Source organism: Tianxiuia mixotrophica, from assembly GCF_050596425.1.
GTDB lineage: Bacteria > Bacillota > Clostridia > Peptostreptococcales > Acidaminobacteraceae.
Window position 1 is genome coordinate 2027513 of sequence record NZ_CP192292.1, and the last position, 26263, is coordinate 2053775.

The 26263-nt window shown below is 38.1% G+C and carries 31 protein-coding genes, 1 tRNA gene and 2 pseudogenes; 28 read left to right on the forward strand and 6 right to left on the reverse strand.

From position 1 onward, the window contains the following. Positions 1–147 precede the first annotated feature (147 nt). The 14 genes and pseudogenes from ACQ4KW_RS08720 (at position 148) to ACQ4KW_RS08785 (ending at position 7651) form a co-directional block, all read left to right on the forward strand. Positions 148–903, forward strand: coding sequence for a ParA family protein (locus tag ACQ4KW_RS08720; protein ID WP_430886148.1), 756 nt, complete (start codon positions 148–150; stop codon positions 901–903). Next, on the forward strand, positions 900–1154 hold the full coding sequence (locus ACQ4KW_RS08725) for a hypothetical protein (RefSeq protein ID WP_430886150.1): 255 nt from the start codon (positions 900–902) through the stop codon (positions 1152–1154). The genes ACQ4KW_RS08720 and ACQ4KW_RS08725 overlap by 4 nt, the downstream gene beginning before the upstream one ends. 253 nt (positions 1155–1407) lie before the next feature. Continuing rightward, entirely contained in the window at positions 1408–1716 is a 309-nt protein-coding gene (locus ACQ4KW_RS08730; protein ID WP_430886151.1) for a JAB domain-containing protein, read from the forward strand. A 134-nt stretch (positions 1717–1850) separates the two neighbouring features. After that, positions 1851–2060, forward strand: a complete 210-nt coding sequence (locus ACQ4KW_RS08735; RefSeq protein ID WP_430886152.1) for a hypothetical protein — start codon at positions 1851–1853, stop codon at positions 2058–2060. Positions 2061–2157: 97 nt separating this feature from the next. Then, entirely contained in the window at positions 2158–2367 is a 210-nt protein-coding gene (locus ACQ4KW_RS08740; RefSeq protein ID WP_430886153.1) for a DUF1643 domain-containing protein, read from the forward strand. A 137-nt stretch (positions 2368–2504) separates the two neighbouring features. Continuing rightward, complete coding sequence (gene istA / locus ACQ4KW_RS08745; RefSeq protein WP_430886154.1) at positions 2505–3971, forward strand: IS21 family transposase; 1467 nt, start codon at positions 2505–2507, stop codon at positions 3969–3971. After that, positions 3968–4687 (forward strand): IS21-like element helper ATPase IstB, encoded by a 720-nt coding sequence (istB, locus tag ACQ4KW_RS08750; RefSeq protein WP_430886155.1) that lies wholly within the window; start codon positions 3968–3970, stop codon positions 4685–4687. The genes istA and istB overlap by 4 nt, the downstream gene beginning before the upstream one ends. A 104-nt stretch (positions 4688–4791) precedes the next feature. Further along, a pseudogene (locus ACQ4KW_RS08755) lies at positions 4792–5055 on the forward strand (hypothetical protein); the annotation flags it as partial. Beyond that, entirely contained in the window at positions 5045–5191 is a 147-nt protein-coding gene (locus ACQ4KW_RS08760; RefSeq protein WP_430886156.1) for a hypothetical protein, read from the forward strand. The pseudogene ACQ4KW_RS08755 and the gene ACQ4KW_RS08760, both read left to right, overlap by 11 nt. Continuing rightward, positions 5178–5717 (forward strand): primase-like DNA-binding domain-containing protein, encoded by a 540-nt coding sequence (locus ACQ4KW_RS08765; RefSeq protein ID WP_430886157.1) that lies wholly within the window; start codon positions 5178–5180, stop codon positions 5715–5717. Before ACQ4KW_RS08760 ends, ACQ4KW_RS08765 begins: the two co-directional genes overlap by 14 nt. Positions 5718–5794: 77 nt before the next feature. After that, positions 5795–6148 carry a hypothetical protein gene (locus ACQ4KW_RS08770; RefSeq protein ID WP_430886158.1) on the forward strand — a complete coding sequence of 118 codons (354 nt, stop codon included), beginning with the start codon at positions 5795–5797 and terminating at the stop codon, positions 6146–6148. A gap of 245 nt (positions 6149–6393) precedes the next feature. After that, on the forward strand, positions 6394–6534 hold the full coding sequence (locus tag ACQ4KW_RS08775; protein ID WP_430886159.1) for a hypothetical protein: 141 nt from the start codon (positions 6394–6396) through the stop codon (positions 6532–6534). A 44-nt stretch (positions 6535–6578) separates the two neighbouring features. After that, positions 6579–6890: a recombinase family protein gene (locus tag ACQ4KW_RS08780; RefSeq protein ID WP_430886555.1), complete on the forward strand. Its 312-nt coding sequence runs from the start codon at positions 6579–6581 to the stop codon at positions 6888–6890. A gap of 194 nt (positions 6891–7084) precedes the next feature. Beyond that, the gene (locus ACQ4KW_RS08785; protein WP_430886556.1) at positions 7085–7651 is read left to right on the forward strand and encodes a recombinase family protein; all 567 of its coding nucleotides are present in this window, start codon (positions 7085–7087) and stop codon (positions 7649–7651) included. Here the strand turns inward: ACQ4KW_RS08785 and ACQ4KW_RS08790 are convergent. Next, positions 7648–8514, reverse strand: a complete 867-nt coding sequence (locus ACQ4KW_RS08790) for an IS3 family transposase (protein WP_430884110.1) — start codon at positions 8512–8514, stop codon at positions 7648–7650. The two genes, ACQ4KW_RS08785 and ACQ4KW_RS08790, sit on opposite strands and share 4 nt — an antisense overlap. Then, complete coding sequence (locus ACQ4KW_RS08795; RefSeq protein WP_430884109.1) at positions 8496–8792, reverse strand: helix-turn-helix domain-containing protein; 297 nt, start codon at positions 8790–8792, stop codon at positions 8496–8498. The genes ACQ4KW_RS08790 and ACQ4KW_RS08795 overlap by 19 nt, the downstream gene beginning before the upstream one ends. A gap of 74 nt (positions 8793–8866) precedes the next feature. On the opposite strand from ACQ4KW_RS08795, the gene ACQ4KW_RS08800 reads away from it, so the two are divergent. Then, a complete protein-coding gene (locus ACQ4KW_RS08800; RefSeq protein WP_430886160.1) occupies positions 8867–9001 on the forward strand; it encodes a hypothetical protein in 135 nt (44 codons plus the stop codon). Positions 9002–9124: 123 nt separating this feature from the next. Continuing rightward, positions 9125–9451 (forward strand): hypothetical protein, encoded by a 327-nt coding sequence (locus ACQ4KW_RS08805; protein WP_430886161.1) that lies wholly within the window; start codon positions 9125–9127, stop codon positions 9449–9451. A gap of 97 nt (positions 9452–9548) precedes the next feature. Here ACQ4KW_RS08805 and ACQ4KW_RS08810 read toward each other — a convergent pair. Further along, positions 9549–9635, reverse strand: a tRNA-Leu gene (locus ACQ4KW_RS08810). Between the two features lie 946 nt (positions 9636–10581). Continuing rightward, the gene (locus ACQ4KW_RS08815) at positions 10582–12282 is read right to left on the reverse strand and encodes a transglutaminase domain-containing protein (protein ID WP_430886162.1); all 1701 of its coding nucleotides are present in this window, start codon (positions 12280–12282) and stop codon (positions 10582–10584) included. A gap of 256 nt (positions 12283–12538) precedes the next feature. On the opposite strand from ACQ4KW_RS08815, the gene ACQ4KW_RS08820 reads away from it, so the two are divergent. The 12 genes and pseudogenes from ACQ4KW_RS08820 (at position 12539) to ACQ4KW_RS08875 (ending at position 24534) form a co-directional block, all read left to right on the forward strand. Then, the gene (locus ACQ4KW_RS08820) at positions 12539–13189 is read left to right on the forward strand and encodes a class I SAM-dependent methyltransferase (RefSeq protein WP_430886163.1); all 651 of its coding nucleotides are present in this window, start codon (positions 12539–12541) and stop codon (positions 13187–13189) included. 159 nt (positions 13190–13348) lie between these two features. Then, on the forward strand, positions 13349–14293 hold the full coding sequence (locus tag ACQ4KW_RS08825; protein ID WP_430886164.1) for a metal-dependent hydrolase: 945 nt from the start codon (positions 13349–13351) through the stop codon (positions 14291–14293). 287 nt (positions 14294–14580) lie between these two features. After that, positions 14581–15384, forward strand: a complete 804-nt coding sequence (locus ACQ4KW_RS08830; RefSeq protein ID WP_430886165.1) for a DeoR/GlpR family DNA-binding transcription regulator — start codon at positions 14581–14583, stop codon at positions 15382–15384. After that, complete coding sequence (gene pfkB / locus ACQ4KW_RS08835) at positions 15356–16285, forward strand: 1-phosphofructokinase (protein WP_430886557.1); 930 nt, start codon at positions 15356–15358, stop codon at positions 16283–16285. The genes ACQ4KW_RS08830 and pfkB overlap by 29 nt, the downstream gene beginning before the upstream one ends. 121 nt (positions 16286–16406) lie before the next feature. Further along, the gene (locus ACQ4KW_RS08840) at positions 16407–16847 is read left to right on the forward strand and encodes a PTS sugar transporter subunit IIA (RefSeq protein WP_430886166.1); all 441 of its coding nucleotides are present in this window, start codon (positions 16407–16409) and stop codon (positions 16845–16847) included. An 82-nt stretch (positions 16848–16929) separates the two neighbouring features. After that, positions 16930–18308: pseudogene (locus tag ACQ4KW_RS08845) on the forward strand (PTS fructose transporter subunit IIC). An 83-nt stretch (positions 18309–18391) separates the two neighbouring features. Further along, a complete protein-coding gene (gene ptsP, locus ACQ4KW_RS08850) occupies positions 18392–20116 on the forward strand; it encodes a phosphoenolpyruvate--protein phosphotransferase (protein WP_430886167.1) in 1725 nt (574 codons plus the stop codon). 76 nt (positions 20117–20192) lie between these two features. Continuing rightward, positions 20193–20450, forward strand: a complete 258-nt coding sequence (locus ACQ4KW_RS08855; RefSeq protein ID WP_430886168.1) for an HPr family phosphocarrier protein — start codon at positions 20193–20195, stop codon at positions 20448–20450. Between the two features lie 250 nt (positions 20451–20700). Continuing rightward, positions 20701–21345, forward strand: coding sequence for a TetR family transcriptional regulator (locus tag ACQ4KW_RS08860; RefSeq protein ID WP_430886169.1), 645 nt, complete (start codon positions 20701–20703; stop codon positions 21343–21345). A gap of 328 nt (positions 21346–21673) precedes the next feature. Beyond that, entirely contained in the window at positions 21674–22267 is a 594-nt protein-coding gene (locus tag ACQ4KW_RS08865) for an RNA polymerase sigma factor (protein ID WP_430886170.1), read from the forward strand. A gap of 27 nt (positions 22268–22294) precedes the next feature. Then, the gene (locus tag ACQ4KW_RS08870) at positions 22295–23710 is read left to right on the forward strand and encodes a DUF4349 domain-containing protein (RefSeq protein WP_430886171.1); all 1416 of its coding nucleotides are present in this window, start codon (positions 22295–22297) and stop codon (positions 23708–23710) included. A 77-nt stretch (positions 23711–23787) separates the two neighbouring features. After that, complete coding sequence (locus ACQ4KW_RS08875) at positions 23788–24534, forward strand: SIMPL domain-containing protein (RefSeq protein ID WP_430886172.1); 747 nt, start codon at positions 23788–23790, stop codon at positions 24532–24534. Positions 24535–24665: 131 nt separating this feature from the next. Here the strand turns inward: ACQ4KW_RS08875 and bioC are convergent, their stop codons facing one another. Then, positions 24666–25499 (reverse strand): malonyl-ACP O-methyltransferase BioC, encoded by an 834-nt coding sequence (bioC, locus tag ACQ4KW_RS08880; protein ID WP_430886173.1) that lies wholly within the window; start codon positions 25497–25499, stop codon positions 24666–24668. Beyond that, positions 25492–26262, reverse strand: a complete 771-nt coding sequence (locus tag ACQ4KW_RS08885; RefSeq protein ID WP_430886174.1) for an alpha/beta fold hydrolase — start codon at positions 26260–26262, stop codon at positions 25492–25494. The genes bioC and ACQ4KW_RS08885 overlap by 8 nt, the downstream gene beginning before the upstream one ends. Between the last annotated feature and the right edge of the window lies 1 nt (position 26263).

The following is a 26263-nucleotide window of genomic DNA, read 5'->3' on the forward strand; positions in this document are numbered from 1 at the left end:
CATGTTAAACATAGTATTACTTGATAGTCCTATGGTGAAATGAAATTGGTAAAATTTACTCCTTTCTTAATGAACAAATTACTAATACGAAACGTTTCGTTTCGTATTAGAGACGTTACATTCTAATTTGTTCAAAGGAGAGAAAAAATGAAAAATATCATATCAATTTCAAACCGTAAAGGCGGGGTTGGAAAGTCTACTATGACTTTTAACCTCGCCTTTGAATTATCATTGAAGAGTTATAAGATTTTGCTCGTCGACCTAGATGATCAATGTGATTTAACGAAGCTTGCATTTGAAGAAATCATAGATGACTACAACATCGTAAATGTGCTTAGAGGCAAATATACCATTCAAGAAACTGCCTATGAAGTCTTTGATAATTACTTTGTTGTATCAGGTCATCCTAATATCAAAGAGTTTGTTACCCATGGTAATTCACATGTGTTATACAATAAATTACAACATCAAGAATTGGACAGTTTTGATTTTATTCTTATAGATCCCCCACCTAGTATAAGTGAAGCATCTAAATGGGGGTTGGTGGCATCTACGGACATTATCGTAGTCTCTGATACAGAGACATTCAGTATGACAAATATCGAAAATTTCATCAGTGACCTTGAAGACTTGAAGAAAGAAAATGATGCAGATTACAGCATACTTGGAATTGTAGTTAACAGAGTAAATTCTCGTAGAAAACTAGGTAAGCAAAAAGTATTCAATCTAAGAAATGTCATGGGAGATGTTGTCTTTTCTAATACCATATCTGACTGTACAGCATTTCCAAGCACAAATGACATAGGAATACCCATTAGAGGTTTATCGTGGCGTAGTAAACCAATAAAGCAACTTGAAGGACTATGTAAGGAAATCCTGGTTAGAACGGGGGTAGAGCAATGATTAGAAAAGGACTCAAGTACTCAAAATCTCAGATTGAAGCTATGAACCAAGAAAAGCAAAAGCCAAATAGAGAAAAACAAAAGCCAAATAGAGAAAAACAAAAGACCTTTGATGAGAAGTACAAAAGACATACAACATACATCGAGTACGATCTCTACGATGAAATTCAGGTACTTCGTGAAGCTAAAGCATTTAGAACAACAACAGATTTCATCAATGACGCTATCAAGCGAGAACTGGAAAGCTACTAGAAAACGTTATGAAAAAATCTTTATAGAGATATTATTAATTAGATATATTTACTGCACTGAAAGGCCTTAACACAAGTTGTTAAGGCTATTTTTATTTTGGGAGGTCATATGGCAAAGAAACGAATCAATATTATTAGAACCAACCTTGTGAGGGAAAAAAAGTATTCTCTATGAGCCTAGGAAAATTACAAAACCAGAAGATGCAGTAAGATTAGCTCAAAATGTAATTGGTGTAGCAGACAGGGAGTAATTTGTGATCATTGCTCTAAATACGAAGAATGAGTTCAATCAAATCGAGATTACAAGTATCGGTACAATCAATTCAGCATTAGTACACCCTCGTGAGGTTTTTTCAGGATTAATTTTAAGTAAGGCATCGAGTTTGATTGCAGTGCATAATCATCCGTCAGGTGATGTAAGCCCAAGCAATGAAGACCGAAAAATATCAGAAAGGCTTGAGGCATCGGGGGAATTGCTTGGTATACCAATGCTAGATCACATTATTATTGCAGATGATAAGTATTTCAGTTTTAAAGAAGAGAAAAAGAGGGAGAAGTTATGATTGTATTTAGTCCTGAACAAAACTACAAAGAGATTATACCTAGAGAAGTACAGCCAATTGTAAATCATTACTTACAAATACTGATTAACGAATGGCAGATTACAGAATAAACATATAGAAGTGAAGGTGACTTTATGCTCATAATTGAGAATGAAAGTGACTATGACATTTTGAATTACTACAATGTTGACTTAGAATCGCAAATTATTGAGTTTACAGAAAAAGTCCAAACACCAGAAGGTAACTGGATACATTCGTTGATACTTCTGGGTGATGATTTTGGAATAATTGTTTTCATGAAAGAAGAAATGGCACCGCAAAACTTGTTGGAATATCTTGATTAAGCCCTAACCGTTAAAAAATTGGTTGGGGTTTATTTATGGAATCTAGGAGGAAATATGACTCAAATAGTAACAAGCACAATGATTACAGAAGTTACTTATGATGATGGCAAGAACAACAGGTTTTCTTGTTAAAAAGGAATGGGATAAGAAGCAAAAGAAAGCACTCATTATCATGAAAAATACAGGCATTACGGATGATGTCATTCAGGATCAAACAACTATGTATGTCATCAATAATCTAAGTTCACTTGGCTACGGAACAGTGACCATTGCTAATCTTGATCCCAATATGTCTTTGGTAAAATAAATTTGAACAAAACGGCAACAAAAAATGACAAAAATAATTGCCAGTACAATCCAATCAAATTATCCTTTTAGGTAACCACACTTAAAAGGGAGTGAAAGGACGTGCTGACAATTACTCAAGTCAATTATATACGGGAAATGTATTTCGATAAAGGACTTTCCGTATCAGAAATCGAGAAACGTACAACACACTCACGCAACACTATTAATAAATATATCAACCTAGAGGACTTTAACGATAAACCTTACACCCGCAAGAAAGAACGTAAATCAGACTTAATCAGACCTTTTGTTCGCCAGATTCTTCTCGATGACAAGCATAAGCGTAAAAAGCAGCGCCATACAGCCAAGCGGATCTATGAGCGTGCCCTTGAGGAATTCCCGGAACTTTGCCAAATCAGAGAACGAACGATGCGAACAATTGTAGCAGAAGAACGCAGCCAACTCTACTCGGATAAAGAATGCTTTCTTGTTCTTGAGCATCCGGGCGGTGAGGCGCAGTTCGACTTTGGCGAAATTGACATCTATGAAGATGGCAAACTCGTCAAGGCTCATGAGTTTGTTATGACTTTCCCGGCAAGTAACGCAGGTTTTTGCCAAATCACCAGAAGCGAGACAATGGAAGCGGTTTGCGAAAGTTTGGAAAAAATCTTTGAACATATCGGCAAAGTACCAAGTCGCATCTGGTTTGATCAAATGGCTGCCGCAGCGTTGCGGCAAAAGGATGACAAAGGCAGTGTCGTAGCAAATCCAAGATTTCAAAAGTTTGCACTTCATCATGGCTTTAAGATCAACTTTTGCAACCCTAACTCTGGAAATGAAAAAGGATCTGTTGAGAACAAGGTCGGGTATTTCAGAAACAATCTTTTTATACCGGAGCCCAAACTACATGATATCGATGAATTCAACAAGGGTTTGCTGGGACGTTGTGACAAGGACAACGAACGAGAGCATTATAAGCATAAACCCAAAACCATTCAGTCTCTGTTCCTAAAAGAAAAAGAGATGATGCACACCGTGAACCCTGCCTCTTACGATTATGCCCGTGAAACAAAACATCATGTTTATAAAAACGGGCATATAAAAGTAGATGGTAACGAGTATTCCGTATCACCGAGTAAAGTCGGTGAAAAGGTTACAGTCAAATATTATGCCAATGAACTCATCATCTGCGACTTAGACTATCGTGAACTCACAAAGCATAAACGCTCCTTTGAGAAAGGAACGAAATTCACCCACTGGGTTGACTTCATCACTCTGGTGGCGAAACGTCCAAAAGCTCTTAAATACACAGGGTTTTACACGCTGCTTCCGGATGTATGGCAGCGCTACACTTCAGCCCTTGATAAAAATGATTTACGTGACGCTTTATCTTTTCTCAAATTTTGTCTGCTCGAAAGCGATTTTGACTTTGCTGCAAAAATAGTTGAAGAAAACATGAAACAACACGTATATTCATCGGATGCGCTATGGACGACTTATCACAGGATGAACGAAGATCAGGCCATTTACCTGCAAGGGACAAGCGACACACTGCCAGTACTGCCTGATTATGATTTACAGCTTGATGACTACGATACGCTGTTAGGTGGTGCGCTGTCATGAAAGAAGCCATTACACGACTGCAACAGCGCATGAAGCTAAGCAGCAACATTATTCCCATATATGAGTCCATTGACTATGACTCTAAAGACCAGTTTGTCTATGCCTTGCTTCAAAAGCTTTTCGAAGAAAGGCAACTCAATATTATGCAGCGGAACATGAAACTGGCGGGCTTCCCTGGTAAAAAAACGCTTGAAACCTACGATTTTTCCAGAGTCATCTTTCCGGAGAAACTAACACTGGAAGCCTTAAAAGAACTTGAATTTCTCGAGCATCAGGAAAACCTTGTTCTCTATGGAAATATTGGCGCTGGCAAAACTCATTTGGGTATTGCCCTTGGCATCAAGGCGATTAATCGTCATAAAGTGGTTTACTTTTATACCGTCCACGAGCTGGTCAACAAGTTGATTGACGCTCGTGAAAAAGGAACCCACGAACGATTTATGAAAAAGCTCCAAAAGGCACATCTGCTTGTGCTTGATGAGTGGGGCTACCTTCCGTTACATCAAGAAGGCGCACGGTTGCTGTTCGAAGTCATCAGCATGTGCTATGAACAAAGAAGCATCATTATCACCACTAACATAGAGTTCAGTCATTGGAAAAACTTTCTCTTTGACGAGAAACTCACGGCCGCCATCATTGATCGAGTGATTCACCATTCACACCTACTGTTCTTTGATGGCCCAAGCAGACGCAAGGAAGAAGCTCTTTTAAGATAACAATAACATCGGATTGTACTGTTTAAAAAGTTTTGCCATTTTCGTCAAAAAACTATTGCCAAATACATCCCAATATCTAAGGAAAGGAAACAAGAGCTGTTAGAGAGCAGAACTTGAAGTTCATTGAAGAAGCAGCTAAGAACTCAGACGATGTAATCATTGCAGCTGGAAAAAGGATAGAAACTAACAAGGATGCTACAGAAAGACTAAAAATCTTCACAGAAATCATTGAAGGGACGAAAGCAAGACTACTTGAAATCGAGTCCCTAAAAAGCAAAAGGCGAGGTTTCCATCCGCTCTGTCACGAGGTCAAGAAGGGATTCAATTTAGTACCATATGAAGCCAAGGAGAATACAGATGACAAATAGGTTTGAAGGTGAGAAATTCATGACCATAGGATTTTTGAGTACTGTACCTGCAAGGGTACAGTTTTTAATTTTTGAAATCATTGAGAAAGCGAAAACAGACTTAGCGTTACTTGGACTTGATATTGATATCTTGTAAGTGTTCAGTCTTTCTCAAGATTATATCTTCAGGCGAACATATTACAGTTGAGGAGAAGTTCAAAATGAGCTTTCCGTATGAACCGTATGTAAAGCTACTCTTTGCAACTAATAGACTGCCATACAGCAAAGACAAATCGTTTGGTCTTGCTAGAAGACTTGTTATTGTACCAATTATGAAGCAGTTTGTGGATGATCCTAAAGGTCTAAATCAGGAAAAGTCTGATCGGAACTTGTTTGACAATCTGCTTGAAAAATTACCTGGCATCCTAAACTTTGCAATAACAGGATTTCAAAGACTTGTGCAAAACAATTTTCAGTTTACCAAGTCTAAGGCGTCAAATGAAGTTCTTAGGGACTACAAGATTGAAATAAACCCGATTCTTGACTTCTACTATGAAAGAATCAAGACGGCAAACTCTTCAAGAATAAATAAAAAGGATCTCTACAGTGCGTATATAAGCTGGTGTGAAGAAAATAATTACAAAAGTCAGATGAACACTGGACAACCTAAATTTACAAGATAGTTCAAATCAATTCTGATTACTGAAAATATTGCTTATGATGAGAAGAAAAGCAATGGAGTATCATACTTTGTATGGGTATGATTTCTGACGTAGTTGATCTTGAAGGTATTGAAATCTTTGAATCGGCAAAGGATGTTATAGTATCCGGTGTTGGACTTCTGGATGTCTCTGGACTAAAGTTGCTTCCTAAACTGGAAAAACTAACAATACTTGAAGCTGAAGTGTCTAGTGTAAAAGATATTTTTCAGCTGGAGGCTCTCAAATATGTTCAACTTAATTATTTGAATCAGATGTCATTAATCACAATAAATGATAATGGTACTCAGATTGACTACGATTGCATACTAGATATGTACCGAAAGAATTACAAGCTGTCGTTGAATCATCACCTAAGTTTATACCATTCGTTAGAGCTTACTTATCTGAAATAAATAGAGATGAAAACTGGTTAGATAAGGTGGTTATGAATAGACTCATGGGTGAGAAGAGAAGTAGTAAATATATAAGTACAATCAAGAAAATGGCAGTATTTCTACATTGAAGAATTGTATTATAAGTACAATGTTGAGCCGTTAAAGATTCTGATAGGAGCTGCGCAGTTAGGATTCTAACTAGGTTTAGAAATACGCAATGAACGTATAATCAATGAAATATTATTAGATTTAGGAGGTAAGAGATGACACTTTCAAGGGAATCACTAAAAAATAATGAAGGCACTCGTTGTGAGCAAATCGAATCAATCAAGTTTGATGAAAAGTTTTTAGACGATGTTTCAAGACACCTGGGAAAGTTGATTGCTTCTAGAAAGGAGGAATAACTATTAGGCTAATAAAAAATGGTATAAAACCGGAAATACTGGCAATTTGTTATTCAAGAATTTCAACTGATGAGCAAAATGCAAAATCAATTGAAGCACAGGAATCTGAAACGGAACGCAATGCAAAAACTTTAGGAGCTACTAAAGTAATACATTTCAAAGGCATTGGAATATCTGGAAAGACTGACAAACGCCTAGGATTTCAAAGGGCGATTGCATATGCCATTGAAAATGGAGCAAAATTCTTTGTAGTTCATAAGTTAGATCGTTTTTCAAGAAATAGAGATAACATGGCTAAATACAGATCGATACTTGAAGCAGAAGGCATTAAGCTATGCAGTGTGTCTGAAAACTAACTGGAGAAGTTGAAGATATTCTGCTTGAATCAATTTATGATGGTCTTGCTGAGTTCTATTCTGCTAATCTTGGAAGAGAAGTAACAGAAGTTCTAAAGCAAAATGCCTTAAACACCAAGTTTAATGGAGGCACTCCGCCTCTTGGTTATGACATTGATAAGGACAAAAACTACATCGTTAATGAAGCTGAAGCAATTGTTGTGAAGAAAACATTTGAAATGGTGCTTGAGGGGATGACCTATGGTGAAATACTTAAAGAGTTCAACCGCAGAGGTTACAAAACCAAGCGAAACAAAGCCTTTGGTAAGAACAGCCTTCACTCAATCCTCAGAAACGAACGATACAAAGGGACATATGTTTACAATAAGACTATGAAGCGACGTCGAAATGGCAGCAGAAACAGACATAAGCAAAAGGATGATAGCGAGATAATCAGAGTTGAGAATCCAATTCCAGCCATCATTTCTACAGAAAAATTTTATAAAGTACAAGAACTACTCGATTCAAGAAAAAAGAATGGTGCATCATCTAAAGCTAAAGAAATATATCTATTACAAGGTGTAATCTACTGCGGGGAATGTGGAGCGTCAATGCATGGGAACCGTAGGAAGAATGGCTCTGGTGAGTATTATGTTAGTTATAGATGTTGCTGCAACAAGCATAAGATGCAGTGCACTAACAAAGAAATTAGAAGTGTATTCGCTAATATAAAAGTGAGCTGGACTGAACCCTTTAGAGTAGATACTATACTGGCTCATTAAGCTGCACGATTTCTAACAACAACTGGAGCAGTAGTGCTCTTCAGCTGTATTCGTTCATTGTTATAAAAATTGATATATTCATCAATCTCAATGGCCACTGAGTTAGTCATCATATTGCTGGTATCTGATAACCACTCAATCTTTAGTGTTGAAAAGAAGCTTTCTATTGGTGAATTATCAATAGGTGTTCCCGGCCGAGACATCGAAGGTTCAATTCTATTATCATTAAGAAATACATGATACTCATGAGAGGTGTATTGCGAACCCATGTCACTGTGCAAGATAGTTACATTATCCTGCCTTTTGTGCTTTAAGGCTTGAGAGACTGTTGAAATCACTATGGGTGTCTTTGAGTTTTTTGCATAGGAGTAACCAAGAATGCTACCATCATATAAATCTTTCAATGCGGATAAGTATAGGATACCATCTTTGCATTTAAATTGCGTTATATCGGTTGACCATTTCTCATTTTTACGTGTACTGTTAAATTGTCTTTTCAGTTTATTTTCATATTTATGAATACAGTCTTTAGAGTGAGTTATATTTCTACTTCTTCGTATAATTGAGCAAAGTGAAAATTTGTTCATAATCCTTAAGACAGACTTATGGTTTATTTTAATCCTCATGACTTTGTTCAGCCAAATTGTTATTCGACGATAACCATATGAAAACTTTATTTTCTCTTGATATTCCTTGATTAGTTTCGCAATATACTTATCCCGTTTTGTACGCTTGCTTTCTGGATGCTTAAGCCATTTATAGTATCCACTTGATGAAACACCAAGAATCCTACACAAGTTGCTTACCGTGTACTTATGACGTAGTTGCTGAATTACCTTATATTTTAATCTTGCGGATCCCACCTTTCTAATTCTTTTTGAAAAACCTCAAGTACTTCCATTTGCATCTTTATTTCATTGAGCATCATCTGTTTTGCGGGCTGCACTTTAGTCTCTGGTTTTCCATTAATATTATTAGGCATTGGATCTGCGCCAGTTTCTTTACGATATGAACGTAGCCAACTCTGTATGGTTGTTCTGCCGATTCCAAATTCTTTTGCAAGAACTCTCGTTGAATACCCCTGGTTTAAATGTAAATCTAAAATTTCGTTACGTTGTATAATAGTAAATCTCCTTGCCATTATAAAACTCCTTTGCTTTTAGTAATATTATAAATGGCTCATTATAGATGTCTACTAAACAGGGGGCACTTCACATGAGCGAGTGGCTCACTTTTTCGTTGACAAACACAATTAGAAGGGATCATATTGAAGACTATATTCTTGTTGTACTTCAAGAAAATCTATTTAGTCAGCTTAATGTTAAGAGACTGGTTAAAAAGGTTAATTAAACGATTGATTCAATTGAAAACAGTAAAGAGCACATAAAGGATGATCTGTTGAAAAAGCTTGAAATTGTTGAGTCAAAGCTCGCAAATATTCTTGGTGAAATCGAGCGGGGGAGTGCGCATTAGGTGCTGTTTGACAGACTTAGTGAGCTTCAAAGCGAAGAGGACAGAATAAGTGTAGAACTGAGCAAGCATCAGGCTCAGAAGACGCATCAGAGGGTAAATGATGAAGATGTGAAGAAGGCGTTTGCAGTATACAGACACACTCTAGCAAGCGCAGATCGTCAGAATATCAAGGAAATCATAAAGAGATTTGTAACCAAAATAACAGTATATAAAGACCGTGTTGACATTGAGTTCAATACGGTCTTTTCATTTGTCCAGATACCAGTAAAACTCTTAGAACTTCTCCATTTGACGCGAGACAGGCTAAGGCAGGCGAGTGGTCTGTAGACATCGTTAATACAATATATGACACTGTTATGAGCATCTAGTAAGTTTAATAAACTCAAAAAAATAAAAACCCTCACGATTTCTCGTGAGGGTTTGCTGGTGCCGAAGGCGGGACTCGAACCCGCACGCCCCGAAGAGCTTCGGATTTTGAGTCCGACGCGTCTGCCAGTTCCACCACTTCGGCGTGTGGTATTTGTCTTAACGACAAGATAAATATTACCACGAATAGGCTGATTTTGCAATAGGGAGAGACAAAAAAGTTAAGAAATGGGTATTCGCAGAAAATTCAGACCGTGTTTGGCCGTATATCCGTTTATTTGACAAAGAATTATCATGAAAATTGAACTTTCTATAATATTCTTGACGAAATTTCACAGAACGTACACATCATGAAGCTATAATAGGTTTGTACATAAAGATACCTAGTACATGGATTCCTCAGAAACCCCTGCAGCTTCGCTTACTGCAGGGGTTTCTCTAGTTTTATGAGAAAGGATTGGTTTTTTACAACCTATGTACTTATTGTGTATATATGAATAAAACAATAATAATTTGATCAAACTTTAACGATTTTAATGATAATGATTATCAAAAGACTTCACGATGCCTGAATGATGGGGGAACATTATGAATCAATCGCTGGTCTCAATAATGAGATGGTAAACAATACATTGGATTAGTTAAGAGACTTTTGTGATCTCTTTTCAAGCACTTGGGACCAAAAGTCTCATAGCAAACTATTTGTAAGGGTTTTCAACGACACTTTAGAAATTTATAACGTTCTACTTGGTTGTATAGATGACGTAGTAACATAGATGACGTATTCAAAGAAGTTATAGAACAAGACCTAGAAATGTTATCAAAGCGGTTTAAAATTTATGTGTGAGAATGCCTACAGAGAGCCTCTTATGAACAATCGTTTTATAAAAATTCTTAATGCTAGACTTCCTATATAATGCTAGAGTTCCTATATGTTTTTAGCAGACTCAAAGTCGTTTTCTATAGTGCTTTAAGTGCTATTGGTAAGGTGTCCCATATAGTCTTCTGACCTATTAAAAAAACATCTAGTCTGCTTTTGTCATTACACTGGCAGTCTAGATGTTTTAATTTTTGCTCACAAGCTTAAATCATTAGTCATTTGAATGAGCTGGGGCAAAATATATTTCATATTTTTCTGTGTCCCACTTGTGGTCTTTGCTTATTTCTTCAGAATCTATAAAGTAGTATTTGTGACGAATTCTATCTGAGTAGGTTGGGTCATCCCAAGTGGTGTCAAAATGTGTGTACTCACCATTATATTTTACAATGTTCCAGGCGTGTCGATTGTAATCTTGGAAAACGCCTTTTCCATCCACGGTGATCCCAAATATAAGTCTGTTATCTATTCCAACCCTATCTGTTAGAACTTTAAAGGCTTGAGCATAGCCATCACAAACAGCCTTTCCTTTCATAAGTGCACCATAAGCCGTATGCGTGAAACCAGGTTGATCAACAACATCAAGGTGGGGCTTATGGTAGTTGACGTTATTTACAATGTAATCATGAATGGCTAAAAGTTTTTGTCGATCAGTCATATCTTTTTCAATGATTTCATCGATAACGGCATCGACTTTGGCATCAAATACGTTCTCTTCATCATCAATGTGATAGTAAAAACCGTCCCCTAAAATATCAAACCCATCGAAAAACCCAATATATTCGACTTGGCCATAACGAGTATAGCCAAAGCCTGTTGGGCGACCGTCTTCAAAATGAGAAACAATAAGGCGATCATATTTAGAAGAGTCGTATATCTCCACAGGATTTTCTTCACCAATAATCATCCGCTTTAAGTCGTTGTTTGGATAATTGATGTACACGAGTGGAAGCTTTTCATCCTGGTCGTAATAAAACATAACTTCAGCCTCGATGCCATCAATTTTATAATGGGTAAGCGCCAAGCCATGAAGAGCGTCCTTGTCATAAATTCGAGTGTAGACATCTTCTGAGTCAAACGCCTGGTATGAACTAATGCCATTTCTTATTCCATTTTGAAACTGTGTAATGGCCTTATACGCCTCGTCGGGATTGTATATATAATGCATAGACATTTCATTGTTTTCTTCCCATTTACCAGAATCAATATAACCGCTTTCATCATATATGGTTCCGTAACCGTTCTTGGTATAGAAGTCTGACATCTCGCCTAGATAGAGAGACTTAATTTTACCAGAGATCATATTTGGATCACTTAAATCATCTTGCATTTTCACGCTGGCATACCCATCGCTCGCTATATGGGCCAATAAGTATTCTGTGTTCTCTATACAATCTATGAGTTCCCATGAACCATCAGGGAACACCAAGAGCTTCGTAAAATCACCGGAATCTCCCCTAGTATGTATATACTGAGTGGAACCATTTTCCAGCAAACTCATGTCAGCTGACTTCACAAAGTTGTCTTTGACCATTCTATAAAAAGAAATCCTTTCGTTGAATTTCAAGAATAGATCCTTATAGTTTGTTAATGAAGCAAGGGTTTCTTCTTCAAATTCATCCAGTTTCTTTTGAACCATATCGAGTTGTCTCTTATTCATTTCAAATTCAGCCCTGAGCACTTCACTTGTGTCAACTAAATCCCCAAAAAAGCTTCTGTATTCATCTGAAGACAGCTCATCGCCGGTACTATAATTAGAAAATACCCTTCCTAGTGTTATGACAGATTTAACTGGTATCTCACCATCAATAACATCTGCAAACGAAGATGCAGGCAATGAAGCAGTGAGCAGCATTGCAGATAGTGATAGGGCAATGATTTTCCTTGATACATTTTTAAATTTTGACTTTATCATGGTTGTTCTCCCAAGGTATAAAATGTGTGGCTTGCAAAATGTTGATGATTCCCGCTGTAAAACGTTATGACGCCTATGTGGTTTAAGTGCTTAATATTGTTTTCTAGCGATCATTAGTATGTAATTATGCAAGTGTATAGGATATGTACTGGCGTGGTGTGACCGCCAATTTAGAAAAATGTGTTGTGAATATGCCTTTCATTAGATATATTTGTTAAAGATAATTTAGCACAATACGAGAAAGGAAACACCTGTTTTGGATAAATTGAAACCGATCTGTAAAATATGCTCAAAAAACACCTATAAATTACATGATGTAAAGTTTGGTATCGTCTATTTGAGATGCAAAAGCTGTGGCTTTATTCATTTAAGTGACGATTTTCATGTGACCTTTGATGAAGAAAGGGCAGAATATGACCTACATGAGAATTCCATCGAAGATATGGGCTATGTAAACTACTTAGACAATTTTCTTATAAAGGCGGTTGATCCATATATAAATGAGGGTCAAGCGCTGGATTTTGGCTGTGGTCCAGAACCAGTCTTAGCTGAACTCTTAAAAAAGAGGGGTTTTTCAACAAAAACTTTTGACAGGCATTACAGTCATGATAAAAATGCCCTGAATATGAAGTATGACCTAATCACTTCGACTGAAGTGTTTGAACATTTTCATGACCCCCTAAAAGAAATGACTCATATCACATCTTGTCTTGTGCCTGGTGGCATTTTGTCCATTATGACAAGTGTTCCGCCTTCTGACGAAGACTTTTTAAAATGGTCTTATAGGCGGGAACAAACCCATATTTCATTTTACACTGAAAAAGCCTTAAACATATTGGCGCAAAAGCACAACTTACAAGTGCTTTATCATGACCAAAAAAGAATCACAGTGTTTAAAAAGCTTTAAGTCTCATTCAATTCGTAGTATTTTACTCGGAATTGTTAAATCTCAGTTAATACCATTGCGATCATAGGACTTTGGTGCTATAATGGTTTACATAACTGAGTTGATTTTGGGAGTATGCTCGTGGGGAACGAGCTTATATACTGTTAGGGTGGTGAATGAGTGGATCCATTAACACATGGCGTTATCGGTCTTGCGATCTCGTCATTTTCAGGGCAAGCCGTCAGTTTAGACAATCCAGTCTCAATAGGCGCAGCACTTGGAGCGATGTCTCCAGATATTGATGTTATATCAAGGTTATTTTTTGATGACATGGTTTATTGTAAACACCATAGAGGATTTTCACATTCCTTGCCGTCACTGGTGGCTTTATCAGGTGCAATCACATTTGGTCTTGCACAGTTGTTTCCAGGTATGATGATATGGCAAGTATTTTTGTGGACTTTTATTGGTGCAATATCCCATACTGTTTTTGACATCCTTAATTCATATGGGGCAATGTTGATTCACAAGAAATGGAAAGCCAGTCTCTTATCCTTATATGATCCAGTTCTTTCAGTGATCGCCTTGTTTTTAATTTTTTTCAGATACCATAATATTATTAGTCTATCCACATCAGCCGGTGTTTTTCTAGGCTATTTGGGTGCAAGAATTTGGATGAAGCGTCATGCTCGAAAAAAAATCAGAGAGCACTTTGGTCATGGATATGTTATTGAAGACATAGAAATACTTCCCTCTTTAAAAGTTTTTTATAAATGGGATTTTATTGTACACACAAGTTCTCATGACATTGTTGGAAACTATAATCAGTTTTCAGATAGATTCACAGTCATTAAAAAGCTAGCAAAACGAGAACAGCATTTGAAAGAAATATTTATGAATACAAATGTTGGTCAATATTTTAGTGATTTCACACCAAACTTCCATGTTGCACCATTTCAAGAGATGGGACAAACAGTTCTTAAGGTCATTGACCTTCGTTACCACTTTAAAGGAGACTTTATGCATCATGCTGAAGTCCGACTGGATGAGAGCATGAATGTTATAGAATCGTATTTTCAGCCATATAATTTAAGCAAGAGAATCCCAGTGATGGAATCTGCTTAAAGATGAATGATAAAAATTATAAGTTAAGCCCATGAAACCATCTAACAAATGATTTCATGGGCTTTTTTTATGCAAGTCGAAATTTAAAAAAGTGATCATTTGTGATTATATTTGATCGAAAAATTAAAAATCATTAAAAAACGAAAATGCAAACAGAAGAAAACGTTTGACGAATGATCAAAAACGAAATACAATGTGATCAAACGAAAACAAACAATCAATGTCGCTCGCAAATGAAAGTGCTCTGTGATAAAATAAATGTACTAATTGTTTAATGGAGGATGTAAATGTTTGCTAAAGAGCGTAAAAGGGAAATACTAAGAATACTCAGTGAAAAGGGAAAAGTGAAGACACTGGAACTGGCTGAAATGTTAGATGTGTCCGAACCAACAATAAGACGTGATATTGCAGATCTTGACAAGCAAGGTGCTCTCATAAGAACACATGGCGGCGCACTTCCAGTCGAAGAACAGAGTATTGAACCGACTTTTTCAGAAAAGGTGGATAAGTTCTCAAAAGAAAAAATTCACATTGGAAAAACGGCAGCAGCCCTTATAAAAGAAGGTAGCACCATAGTCTTGGATGGTGGTACAACCACCCTTCAAATAGCCAAATACCTAATAGGGAAAAGCGTCACAGTTGTCACCAATGCCCTTGACATTGCAGAAGAACTTGAAAACAAAGAAGGTATAGAGGTTATTTTAACAGGTGGCAATATACGTTGGAAAACAAGGGCGCTTGTTGGACCAATTACAGAGGCAACCCTTAGCCGTTTTCGAGTGGATATGGCATTCATCGGGACAAATGCCATAAGTGTGGAAGATGGTATAACAACCCCGAACCTCGTTGAGGCCAGCGCAAAAAAGGCCATGATCAAGATAGCCAAACGCGCATTTGTCGTTGCAGATCATACTAAATTTGGTCACTCTGAATTTTGTCAGGTGGCTAATCTTGAAGATATTGCAGGAGTGATAACCGATCCGCAAATTGATGACGCTGTGATTTCTCAATACGAAAAAGAAGACCTAGAAGTGATTATAGAGGAAGGTGATTTTGTTGATTATGACAATCACCCTGAATCCCGCAGTTGATAAAACCATACAGATCGATGATTTTACTGTCAACCAAGTGAACCGTGTGGATACAATGCGAATGGATGCAGGTGGAAAAGGAATAAATGTATCAAGCACAATCAAGGCGCTTGGAAGAAAGAGTCGAGCCTTAGCCGTTCTCGGTGGCAGGGCAGGAACATATATTGAATCCGTATTGAAAGATCAAGGCATAGACCTTGAGATTATCAAGGTTGCAGGAGAAACGAGAACAAACCTAAAAATAGTTGATCCCGTTAATCATAGCCATACAGATATTAATGAGAAAGGACCAGTTGTCAGTTCTGATTTTGAGAATGAAATACTAAAGAAGCTGGATGCATTGATTCAAGAAGGAGACACCCTTGTTCTAAGTGGTAGTATCTTACCTGGACTCACAAAGAATCTTTACAGAAAACTTATAGAACTGGCATCCGCTAAAGCGGCCTATGTAATCTTAGATGCAGACGGCGACCAGCTTGAAGAAGCCCTAAAGGCGGGACCCGATGTTATTAAACCCAACATCCATGAGTTGTTGGCCCTTGAAGGACAGTCCGATCTGACAGAAACTCAAGTGGTGGAAGTGGCAAAGAGGCTTTTAAGTGAAAACAAGGTAAAAAGGGGCATACTGGTTTCAATGGGAGACAAGGGAGCCCTATGGGTTGGTACAAAGGAAATTTTAAAAGCAGACCCCTTAAAAGCGGATGTCAAATCCACAGTCGGAGCAGGGGACGCCATGGTTGCAGCTCTTGCTATTGGTATTGAGGAGAAAATGACGATGGCAAGCATGTTAAAGCTGGCAACAGCTTGCGCTGCTGAGAGAATTGCAACGGATGGTCCTATTGTCATGGGCTCACATAAAATAGAAGATTTAAAGAATAAAGTTATTGTTAAGCCCCTATAAATGAGGCGTGGTTGTATTAGTCATACCAATAAAACAACCACACGAACAATTAACGGAATATTCAATAAAAAAGAAACGGTGGCTATCAGCGGCTGTTACATGAATACCTAAGGAGGCAAATATGTTAAAGACACTATTCACAGAAGACCTGATGATAGGTTCCCTTAAAGCAAACAAGAAAAATAAAGCTATTGAGGAAATGGTTGATCAGCTTGATAAACAGGGTAAGCTTCTCAATAAATCGGCCTATCTGCAAGCTGTTTTAGACCGTGAAGAGGAATACTCAACGGGTATTGGTATGGGCATTGCCATACCTCATGGAAAGAGCACCGGGGTCAAAGAACCTGCACTTGTTTTTGCGCGCAGCGAGGCCGGTGTTGATTTTGACAGCATGGATGGAGAGCCAGCACACTTAATATTTATGGTTGCTGTGCCTGAGTCCGCAAATGAAGACCACTTGAAAATTCTTGGGCTAATATCTAGAAAGCTTATGCATAAAGATGTTAGAGACCAGCTGATGGCGGCGAAATCATATGATGAAGTATTAAAAATTATATCTTAGTTTTATATGCTTGCAGGTCCAAGGGGATATTTTGCAAGTCGCTCAGTATATAAGGACTTATAACTCCAAAGGGGGAAATGAAATGAAATTTGTTGCGGTTACAGCGTGCCCAACTGGTATTGCACATACTTACATGGCGGCCGAAGCTTTACAAATTGCCGCATCTGAAATGGATGTGACAATTAAAGTGGAAACGAGGGGATCGGTTGGCGCTGAAAATGAACTTAGTGCAGAGGACATTAAAGCTGCAGATGCAGTGATTATTGCGGCGGACACCAATGTTTCAAAAGATCGATTTGAAGGCAAAAAGGTCATTGAAGTGCCCGTTGCAGAAGCTATAAAAAATGCGAAACAGCTTATTGAAAAAGCAAAGACAGCACCCACTTTAAAAATGAACATAGCAGACAGCATTAATGATATTAAGGCATCAAGAAGTTCTGAACGAAAAGGCGCTTACAAGCACCTTATGACAGGCGTATCATTCATGATACCTTTCGTTGTTGCAGGTGGTATTCTAATAGCCCTATCATTTATTTTTGGCATTGAAGCCTTTAAAGAAGAAGGCACATTGGCTGCAGCCCTCATGCAAATTGGAGGCGGTTCAGCATTTGCCCTTATGGTTCCGATCCTGTCGGGATATATTGCATTTTCAATTGCAGACAGACCTGGTCTTGTACCAGGCATGGTTGGTGGTATGCTGGCAGGCTCTATTGGATCCGGTTTTTTAGGTGGCCTTATTGCAGGTTTTCTAGCTGGATATACTGTTGAATTTTTGAAAAAAGCTATTAAACTGCCAAAGTCCATGTCGGGTCTAATGCCTGTTCTTGTACTCCCAGTGTTTTCGACACTTATTACAGGTCTAGCAATGATTTATGTTATAGGGACACCAGTTGCAGCAATAAACACAGCCCTAAATAATTGGTTGTCTTCAATGAGCGGGACAAACTCTGTTGTACTAGGTCTAATCATTGGTTTAATGATGGCCTTTGATATGGGGGGCCTGTCAACAAGGCCGCCTATGCATTTGGCGTAGGCACCTTAGTCGCAGGCCAGACATCAAACGTTATGGCAGCAGTTATGGCTGCTGGCATGGTTCCCCCACTTGGCCTGGCCCTAGCAACACTTATAGCAAAGAACAAATTTACACATGATGAAGTCGAAGCTGGCAAGGCGGCTTGGGCAATGGGCGTTTCGTTCATAACAGAAGGGGCTATCCCATTTGCAGCAGCTGACCCTGCTCGTGTTATTCCATCAATCATGATCGGTTCAGGTGTGACAGGAGCCTTATCTATGCTCTTTAACTGCGGGCTTGCAGTGCCACACGGTGGAGTCTTTGTACTTGTTATTCCAAATGCAGTGAGCAATTTATTGATGTATGTCTTAAGCATAGCAGTTGGTACAGCCGTAACAGCTGGACTTCTAACTGTTTTGAAAAAAGATCTAAATGCAAAAGTCATTTAAGATGTGGCTTAGAAAAAATAGGTGATTAGATAAACAGCAAGATCCACGACCTTGCTGTTTATCCCTAACAAAGGAGGGCAAGGATGAAGGGAATACCGGCCTCAGATGGTGTTGCAATTGGTCCAGTTTTTATCTGGGAGGACAAAGACCCCGTCATAGATAAAAAGCCAATCCATGATACGAAGAAGGCGTTAGAAAAACTAGATCAGGCAGTGGAAGATTCTAAAAATCAACTGAAGAAAATACAAAAAAAAGCTCGTCAAAGCTTAGGAGAAAGTGAAGCACAAGTTTTTGATGCCCACCTTCTATTAATGGAAGATCCTGAATGGATAGGAAAAATTCAAACACTCATAGAAAATGAAAAGGTTTGTTCAGAATATATAGTTCAGAAAGTGACCAATGAGTTCGTTGCAGTTTTTGAAGCAATGGACAACGAGTATTTAAAAGCACGTGCATCTGACTTAAAAGATGTTTCAGGGAGACTGATAAAAAACATTTTAGGACTTGCAACGGACTTGTCTGATATGGGATCAGAGCCAGTTATTATTGTTGCCAAGGATCTAACCCCGTCCGACACGGCTCAATTAGACAAGGAGGCTGTTCTTGGATTTATTACAGAACAGGGAAATAAAACATCTCATTCAGCCATTATTGCAAGAACTATGGGAATTCCAGCCCTTGTTGGAGCAAGAGGTCTTTTGGAGTCACTTGAGGCCATAGAAAGTCAAAATATAAAGCTTGCCTTTGATGGCAATACTGGTGAAATTCATATAAATCCCGAGGTGGACATAATAAGAAAATACAATGAAAAAATTGAAGAAGAAAAGAAAATGGCTAATCTAAACGAATCAGTCCGAGGTTTAAAAAGCTGTTCAAGAGATGGTTTTGAAGTGGAACTGGCATGTAATATTGCAAAACCGGAAGAAGCAGATCTGGTGGTGGAATCAGATGGGGAAGGTGTGGGTCTATTCAGAAGCGAGTTCCTTTTTATGGACCGTGATCAGCCACCTTCTGAGGATGAACAGTATTTGGCCTACAAGACGGCCGTTGAAAAACTGAAAGGCAGACCCCTCATAGTGAGAACTTTAGATGCTGGTGGAGATAAGCAAATTCCTTATTTGAACATTGACGAAGAAATGAACCCCTTCTTAGGATACAGGGCCCTTCGTATTTGTCTTGATGATGAAGAATTATTTAGGCCACAAATAAGAAGCATTTTACGTGCCAGCGCCCATGGACAAGTAAAAATAATGCTACCAATGGTTGCAACAATGAATGAGTTTAGACGAGCAAAAGCACTGGTTGAAAGTGAAAAAGCAAAACTGTTAAGCGATGGCATTCGGTTTGATCCAGAAATCGAATTGGGGATTATGGTAGAAATTCCGTCAGTTGCAGTTCTGGCTCATAAGTTTGCCAAGGAGGTTGACTTCTTTAGTATTGGAACCAATGATTTAACCCAGTATACACTGGCGGCTGACCGGATGAATGCCAAACTTGGAAAGCTCTATAATCATAGAAATCCAGCTGTACTTGGCCTGATCAAAATGGTTATTGATGCAGCCGAAAAAGAAGGCAAATGGGTGGGCATGTGTGGAGAAGCAGCAGGAGACAAGTACATGATCCCTATACTTTTAGGAATGGGACTGAAAGAATTCAGCATGGCCCCTTCATCTATTTTACCCTCTAGAAGGCTTATTAGAAGCCTTTCGGCAAAAGATTGCAAAGTCCTAGCAAATGACGTTCTAAATATGAATGATGTGGAAGAAATTGAAAAGAAGATGGAAGCTTTTCTGATGCAGTATAAATAGTTACGGTGGTCTCTTTTGACTTAAAAAAGCAATGGGGATTGGTACAAGAAACGAATGATTATAAAGTGAGGTTAAGATGATTGAGACAAAATTTACACTATTGAATGAAACGGGTTTTCATGCCCGTCCAGCGAGTATCTTTGTTAAGGAAGCCACAGGTTATAGCTCAGATGTCTTTATAGTAAAAGATGGCGAAAAATACAATGCAAAGTCTATTATGGGGCTTTTAAGCATGGGTGCTGGCAAGGGCACAGAAATACTTTTACAAGTAAGTGGTGATGATGAAGAAGCCGCGTCAAGCGCCCTCATTGAAGTACTAAAAGAAATGGAATAATCTTGACTCAATAAACTGGCAAGGCAGGTGAACTGTTTTGCCAGTTTTTAATATGAATTGATTTAGTCTGCTACACATAGAAAACAAAATTAAATGAGCCCTAAATGAAAAAGTTTCTTAAGATTTGACAGATTTGATTTATTTAAATATATTGTGTTTAAATCAAGCTCTAGAGGGCTTGTGTGAGCTTGTACGATGTGTTTGATTGTATGAATATTGGTAACTGGATGAGATATGTTGAGGTGGTATTATGAAACGCGCTATGACGGATAGTGCAAAGGCTAAAAGAGCAATGCAGATACTGGATGCAGCGGAACAACTGTATAAAACATCGAGATTTGAAGACATTAAGATGGTGGATATTGCTCAAACAGCTGGCGTTTCAAAAGGCACACTTTTTAATTATTACACATCAAAAGAATCAATTTTCATGGAAATGCTTTTCAGAGAGTATAACAAACGTTTTAAAAAAATGCAGATCTTACTGCTTGAGTATGAAACAATGTCTAAGGAAGACTTTAAATCATTTGTTGTGAAAGAAATTAACCCATATTTAGACGAGGACTCAATATACACACGTTTGAATGCTATTAAAAACACAATACTTGAAAAGAACATAGACTATACTGTGGCTATGAAAGACAAGGTAAGAATGTATGAAAATGGAGAAAAAATTGGTCAGCAAATTTCAAGTTTGGTGCCATTCATGACACCAGAGAAAGTTATGGAGTTCTTTTTGGCTCAAAACGCAATTATTGTTGGAGCTATGAATTTATCGGGCAGTCCGAGGGCTATAAAAGAAGGCATTAGTGAAATGAAACTTTCAGGGTTTGATGTGGATTTTAAATCAACAGCCATAAGCATTATGACATCCTACATGGATGGTTTTTTATAAGAGATTAATGTAAAGAAAGCACTGGTTTACAGTGCTTTTACTATGCCAAAAGTCACAAATGCAGATACTTTTGTATAGAGCTTGCTGCGATAGGTATATATTGTAATAGGCTTCAGGCGCTTGAAAAATACAGATCATATCCTCGCCATACCATGTATATAATTTTTGATTCTTAAATATATATGGTATGGCGAGGGTTCTTGAATGATATTTTGCTAGTCGCTCAGGTTTAAAAAAAATAAAAAAATTTATGAGAAGCGGGAACTTTTTTTATCTCGCTTACGTCATAAGAGTATAACGACAAAACAAAAGAAAGGAGGTCGGCATTGTGAGCGAACACGAAAGACTTCTAGTCAAGCGTGCAAAATCGGGAGATGTTGGAAGCTTCGAAGAACTCATTAGGACACATCAGTCCTATGCATACAACATTGCTTATAGAATGATGGGCAGTGAAGAAGATGCGAAAGATGCAGCTCAAGAAGCTCTGATAAAGGTTTTTAAGAATTTAAAATCCTTTAAAGAAGATTCAACATTTAGCACGTGGTTATATCGCATAGTTATGAATACATGCAAAGATTTGCTTAGAAAAAGAAAACCTGGTGTTATTTCCATAGACAAGGGTTTTGAAACTGAAGACGGTGATGTTCAACTTGAAATTGAAGATAACACCAATGACCCAGTTGCAAAATATGAACAAGAACAGGTTCGAATAACCATTGAATCAGCCCTTGAAGACTTGCCGGACAATTACAAATCCGTTGTGGTTTTAAGAGAAATTCAAGGCATGAGTTATGATGAAATATCAGAGATTGAAGATATACCGATAGGAACGGTGAGATCACGGATTAATAGAGGCAGACGAATACTTAGAGAAATTTTGAAAGATAAGCTCAGAGAGCAAGCGGCGTATGAAACGTCGTAACTTCCTAAAAGAAAGGAGGGAAGACATATGACTTGTAACAATAAAGAGATGGAAAATAAAATATCAATGTATCTGGATAAAGACTTGCCTGAAAGTGAAGTAAAAGCACTGGAAGAACACATTCAATCCTGTGATACATGTAAAGCACTTTATGAAGATTTAAAACTAATGAATGAAATCATGTCAGATATGCCAGTTATGGATTTACCAGAAGACTTTGAAAGTGAACTTCATGATAAACTCGTGAAAGTTTCAACGAAATCGACTGCAGATGAGATGGCAAGTGATAATGGCATAAATTTAGATGTGGATACAAATAATAATAAACAAGACAATGATTCGTTTGAACGAAAAGTTATTCGGATTCCATTGCCATCATTTAAAGATTTTAAAAGACATTCGAAACCGCTGACAGCGCTTGCTGCCACAGTTATGATTGCTGTGTTGGCCTACGGCGCAGGGAATGTTGTCGACAATATACCAAAGAGTATGGACACAGCGACCTATGAATCTGCTATGGAAGAAACTGAGTCAGCGCAGATGTTCACAGAAGAGGCTGCACCAATGGAGGCAGCTGGTAAGGCTACCTTCGATGAAAGCGTTTCAGCAGATGTGGCAGAAGATGGTGCAAATTATGGCCTCAAAATGAATTCACAAGCCAATGATGATATTGGCACATCGTCAATCAACGAGGCCCCTCAACCTAGAACAGCGATGACAAAGGCAAAAAATGATAGTCGAATGATTATTTACACAGCCGACACATGGATTGACATAGTGGACTATGACAGCACATATGAGAAAATAGTAAAAATGGTCAATGATATGGGCGGTTATGTAGGTGAAGCCAATACGTCATACAAACACTACAATGAATCGGAACCCGAAAAATCCCTAAAACGAGGCAGACTTACAATTAGGGTGCCACAGGGGCAGTTTATGGGAACTGTGGACTTCCTTGAAAGCATTGGGATACAAAAGAATTTAAACATCTGGTCCCAGGACATTACGTCCCAGTACAGAGACATTGCCAACGAAGTGGCTAATCTTGAAATCAGGGAAGCCAAACTTCGTGAAATTATGGAAAGTGCAAAGGAAATAGAAGACGTTATAACAGTTGAAAGAGAATTGAGTCGTGTTCGTGGAGAAATAAACAACTACACTGGAACACTTAAAGAGTGGGACCGACTTGTGAGTTTATCAACAATTCATATTGAGCTTAATGAAGTGGAAACATTAGAGCCAAAAATTAAGCCTATTGATAAAAGTCTCTTGCAAAAAGCAAAAGACGGTCTTGTAAACTCAATCAATCAGCTGAAGTATTTAGGTGAGACAGTCTTCATAGGTTTGGTGGCATTTTCACCAAAGCTTCTTGTATGGATCATTATATTCTTCTTTGGCTACAAAATAGTTAAATGGCTTGTTAAACGAATACGTAAGTGATTTAATTGTGGCTTTAGTGGGAATTTAGTATTTTGACATCTTGTAAAAATGGAGAAATGAAGAAAAGGAGAGACATTATGAGAAAATTATTAACAGCGATTTTAGCGGTCACTCTTGTTGCAGGCGTATTTATTGCAGGCGCTGCAAAGGCACCCGTGACAATTTCAGAAGCAGCTGCTGTAGAGCAAAGAGATTATAGATTGAAAGTAAATGGTCAGGGGACAGTGACAGTAACACCGGACATGGCTTACATTAACATTGGTGTGGAAACAGAAGATGCTGATGCGTCAAAGGCGCAGTCGGAAAATGCAATACTAATGGAAAGTGTTAAAGAAGCCATCGTAAATGCCGGCATCGATGAAGATGATCTTCAAACGATGAACTATAGTATTTATAAGGCCTACAATTACAAAGGCGAAAATGAAAGAGAAGAAGTTTACAAAGCTTCCAATGTTTTAAAAGTAACTGTCAGAGATCTTGATAAACTAGGTGATCTGATTGATCTTGTTTCAAAATCTGGTGCTAACCAAATCAACAATATCCAGTTCACAGTGTCAAATGAAGATGCGTATTATCAGGAAGCCCTCGTGATTGCTATGGAAAATGCCAAAGGTAAAGCCGATGCTATTCTAAATACAATGGACAGAGAAGCTGGCATGCCAGTGAGTATTTCTGAAGCGAGTCGTGGTGGCGGTATGGTTCGAGACACAGGTGCCATTGCATTTTCTGCTAAAGCGGAATCAATGAATTATTCAACACCAATTCAAGCTGGCGAAATTGAAGTTTCAGCACAGGTTTCTGTTGAATACGATTATAGTAAATAAGAACCAAATAAATTTAGTTAGTTAAAAAGCAGGCTCTTCCACATTTCAATATGGGGAAGAGCCTGCTTTTAATATGATATTTAAAAAGTGCCTTGTTTGTTTAACATTAGAGCATGAGCGATTTATAGGCTTTATAAAAAACGATCGCTTATAACTTCGACAGACAGGTAAAGGGCGTGATAAGTGGCGCAAACACCTCTAGGTGTCATGAACTCCCTCTCATAAATATCTGTAACCATTTTCATAAACTTTGGTGATTGAGCAGGACGAGAACCACTGGCCTTATTGGCACCAATTTTTTTTATGGACTTGAAAAATGCCATACAATCTTCAAAGTATTCTGGAAGCATGGTTTCATAAGAAGTGACTGCTGCTCGAACTTCTGAATTGTTTTTTGCATTTTCCAGGCGTAAAACCCACTCGTAAGCAGAGAGAAAATCCTGGCTGGGCTTGACTCTATCTTCAAGTTCCATCTCTAAAGAAGCAAGCTGAAAGGATTCAGCCAATTCATTAAATGTATTGTTTCCAAAGGTGGAAAATAAGCACTGTCCCCCAGGACTTAAATGAGTAAAGATTTTGTTTGCCATTTCATCGGGGTGGTTAAACCACTGGAAGGTGGCGTTGGAAATAATCAGATCAAAGTTGTCAGTGGGGAAATGGGTCTCAATATCGGCACAGACGAAGGTAACTTGATTGTCGACCCCATTATTTTTCATACGCTGACTTGCGACGTCAATCATTCCACTGGCTAAATCGACAGCTGTTATATGAGCATTTGGAAAACTATGTACAAGTAGGTTCGTTAAATACCCTGTGCCACAACCAATCTCCAAAATCTTTATGGGGTGGTCTATTTTAATAAGGTTCATAAGCTTCTTTGACATGATTTTCTGTACAGAAGCATAGGTGTCGTAGGTTTTTGCATTTCGACTAAAACGTCTTTCAAGCTTTTTCTTGTCAATCATTGTGTTCAAGCTCCTCAAAAAATGCCTTTACATATTCACTGCAAATGTCAGGCTCAAAATAATGTGGTGCATGACCTGTATTTTTTACAATATGTAAATCTGTGTTATGGGTATTGTTTACAATCCACTTTGAACACTTTAACGAACAGATTAGATCGTTTTCACCGGCAATCAGCAAGAGGGGGTGTACAATTTTTGAAACCTTCATTCTGACATCGGAATGTGCTAAAAACTCCAGGCCGATTTTAAGTTCATCCTTGGCTAAGGCAGTTAAAGAATCATCGTGAAAACAGGCCTTAAATGTCTGTGAAATGTTGACCCTCTCCGTGTCCTTTTTAGACATACATTTGTCTGCAAAAGCATCTATAACGGTTTTAGGGTGTAGGCTGAAGTTTTCAGTCATTTGTTCGAGAACATCCTTGTGCCACCCGAAATTATAATCTGGTGAATGGCTGTTTATAAAGCGAGGGGTGGCTCCAAAAAGAATAGCACCTGACACGCTTTTATGAATTTTATCACTTCCCAAATAAGAAAGAATGGGCATTGTTCCACTTGACCAGCCCACAAGGATTGTAGGTCTTTGTGGTCTTGTATCAGCCAGCATATGAATCATGGTATCCATACGATCAACAGAGCTATACTGTGAATCGTGCCAATCTACAATAAGAGCCTTATCAATTTTGGGTTTTAGTGCCTCGACCAAGGGTGCGAAGATGGATGGGGTAGAGGCCCATCCGTTTATAAACAGCATGTTGTATTTCATT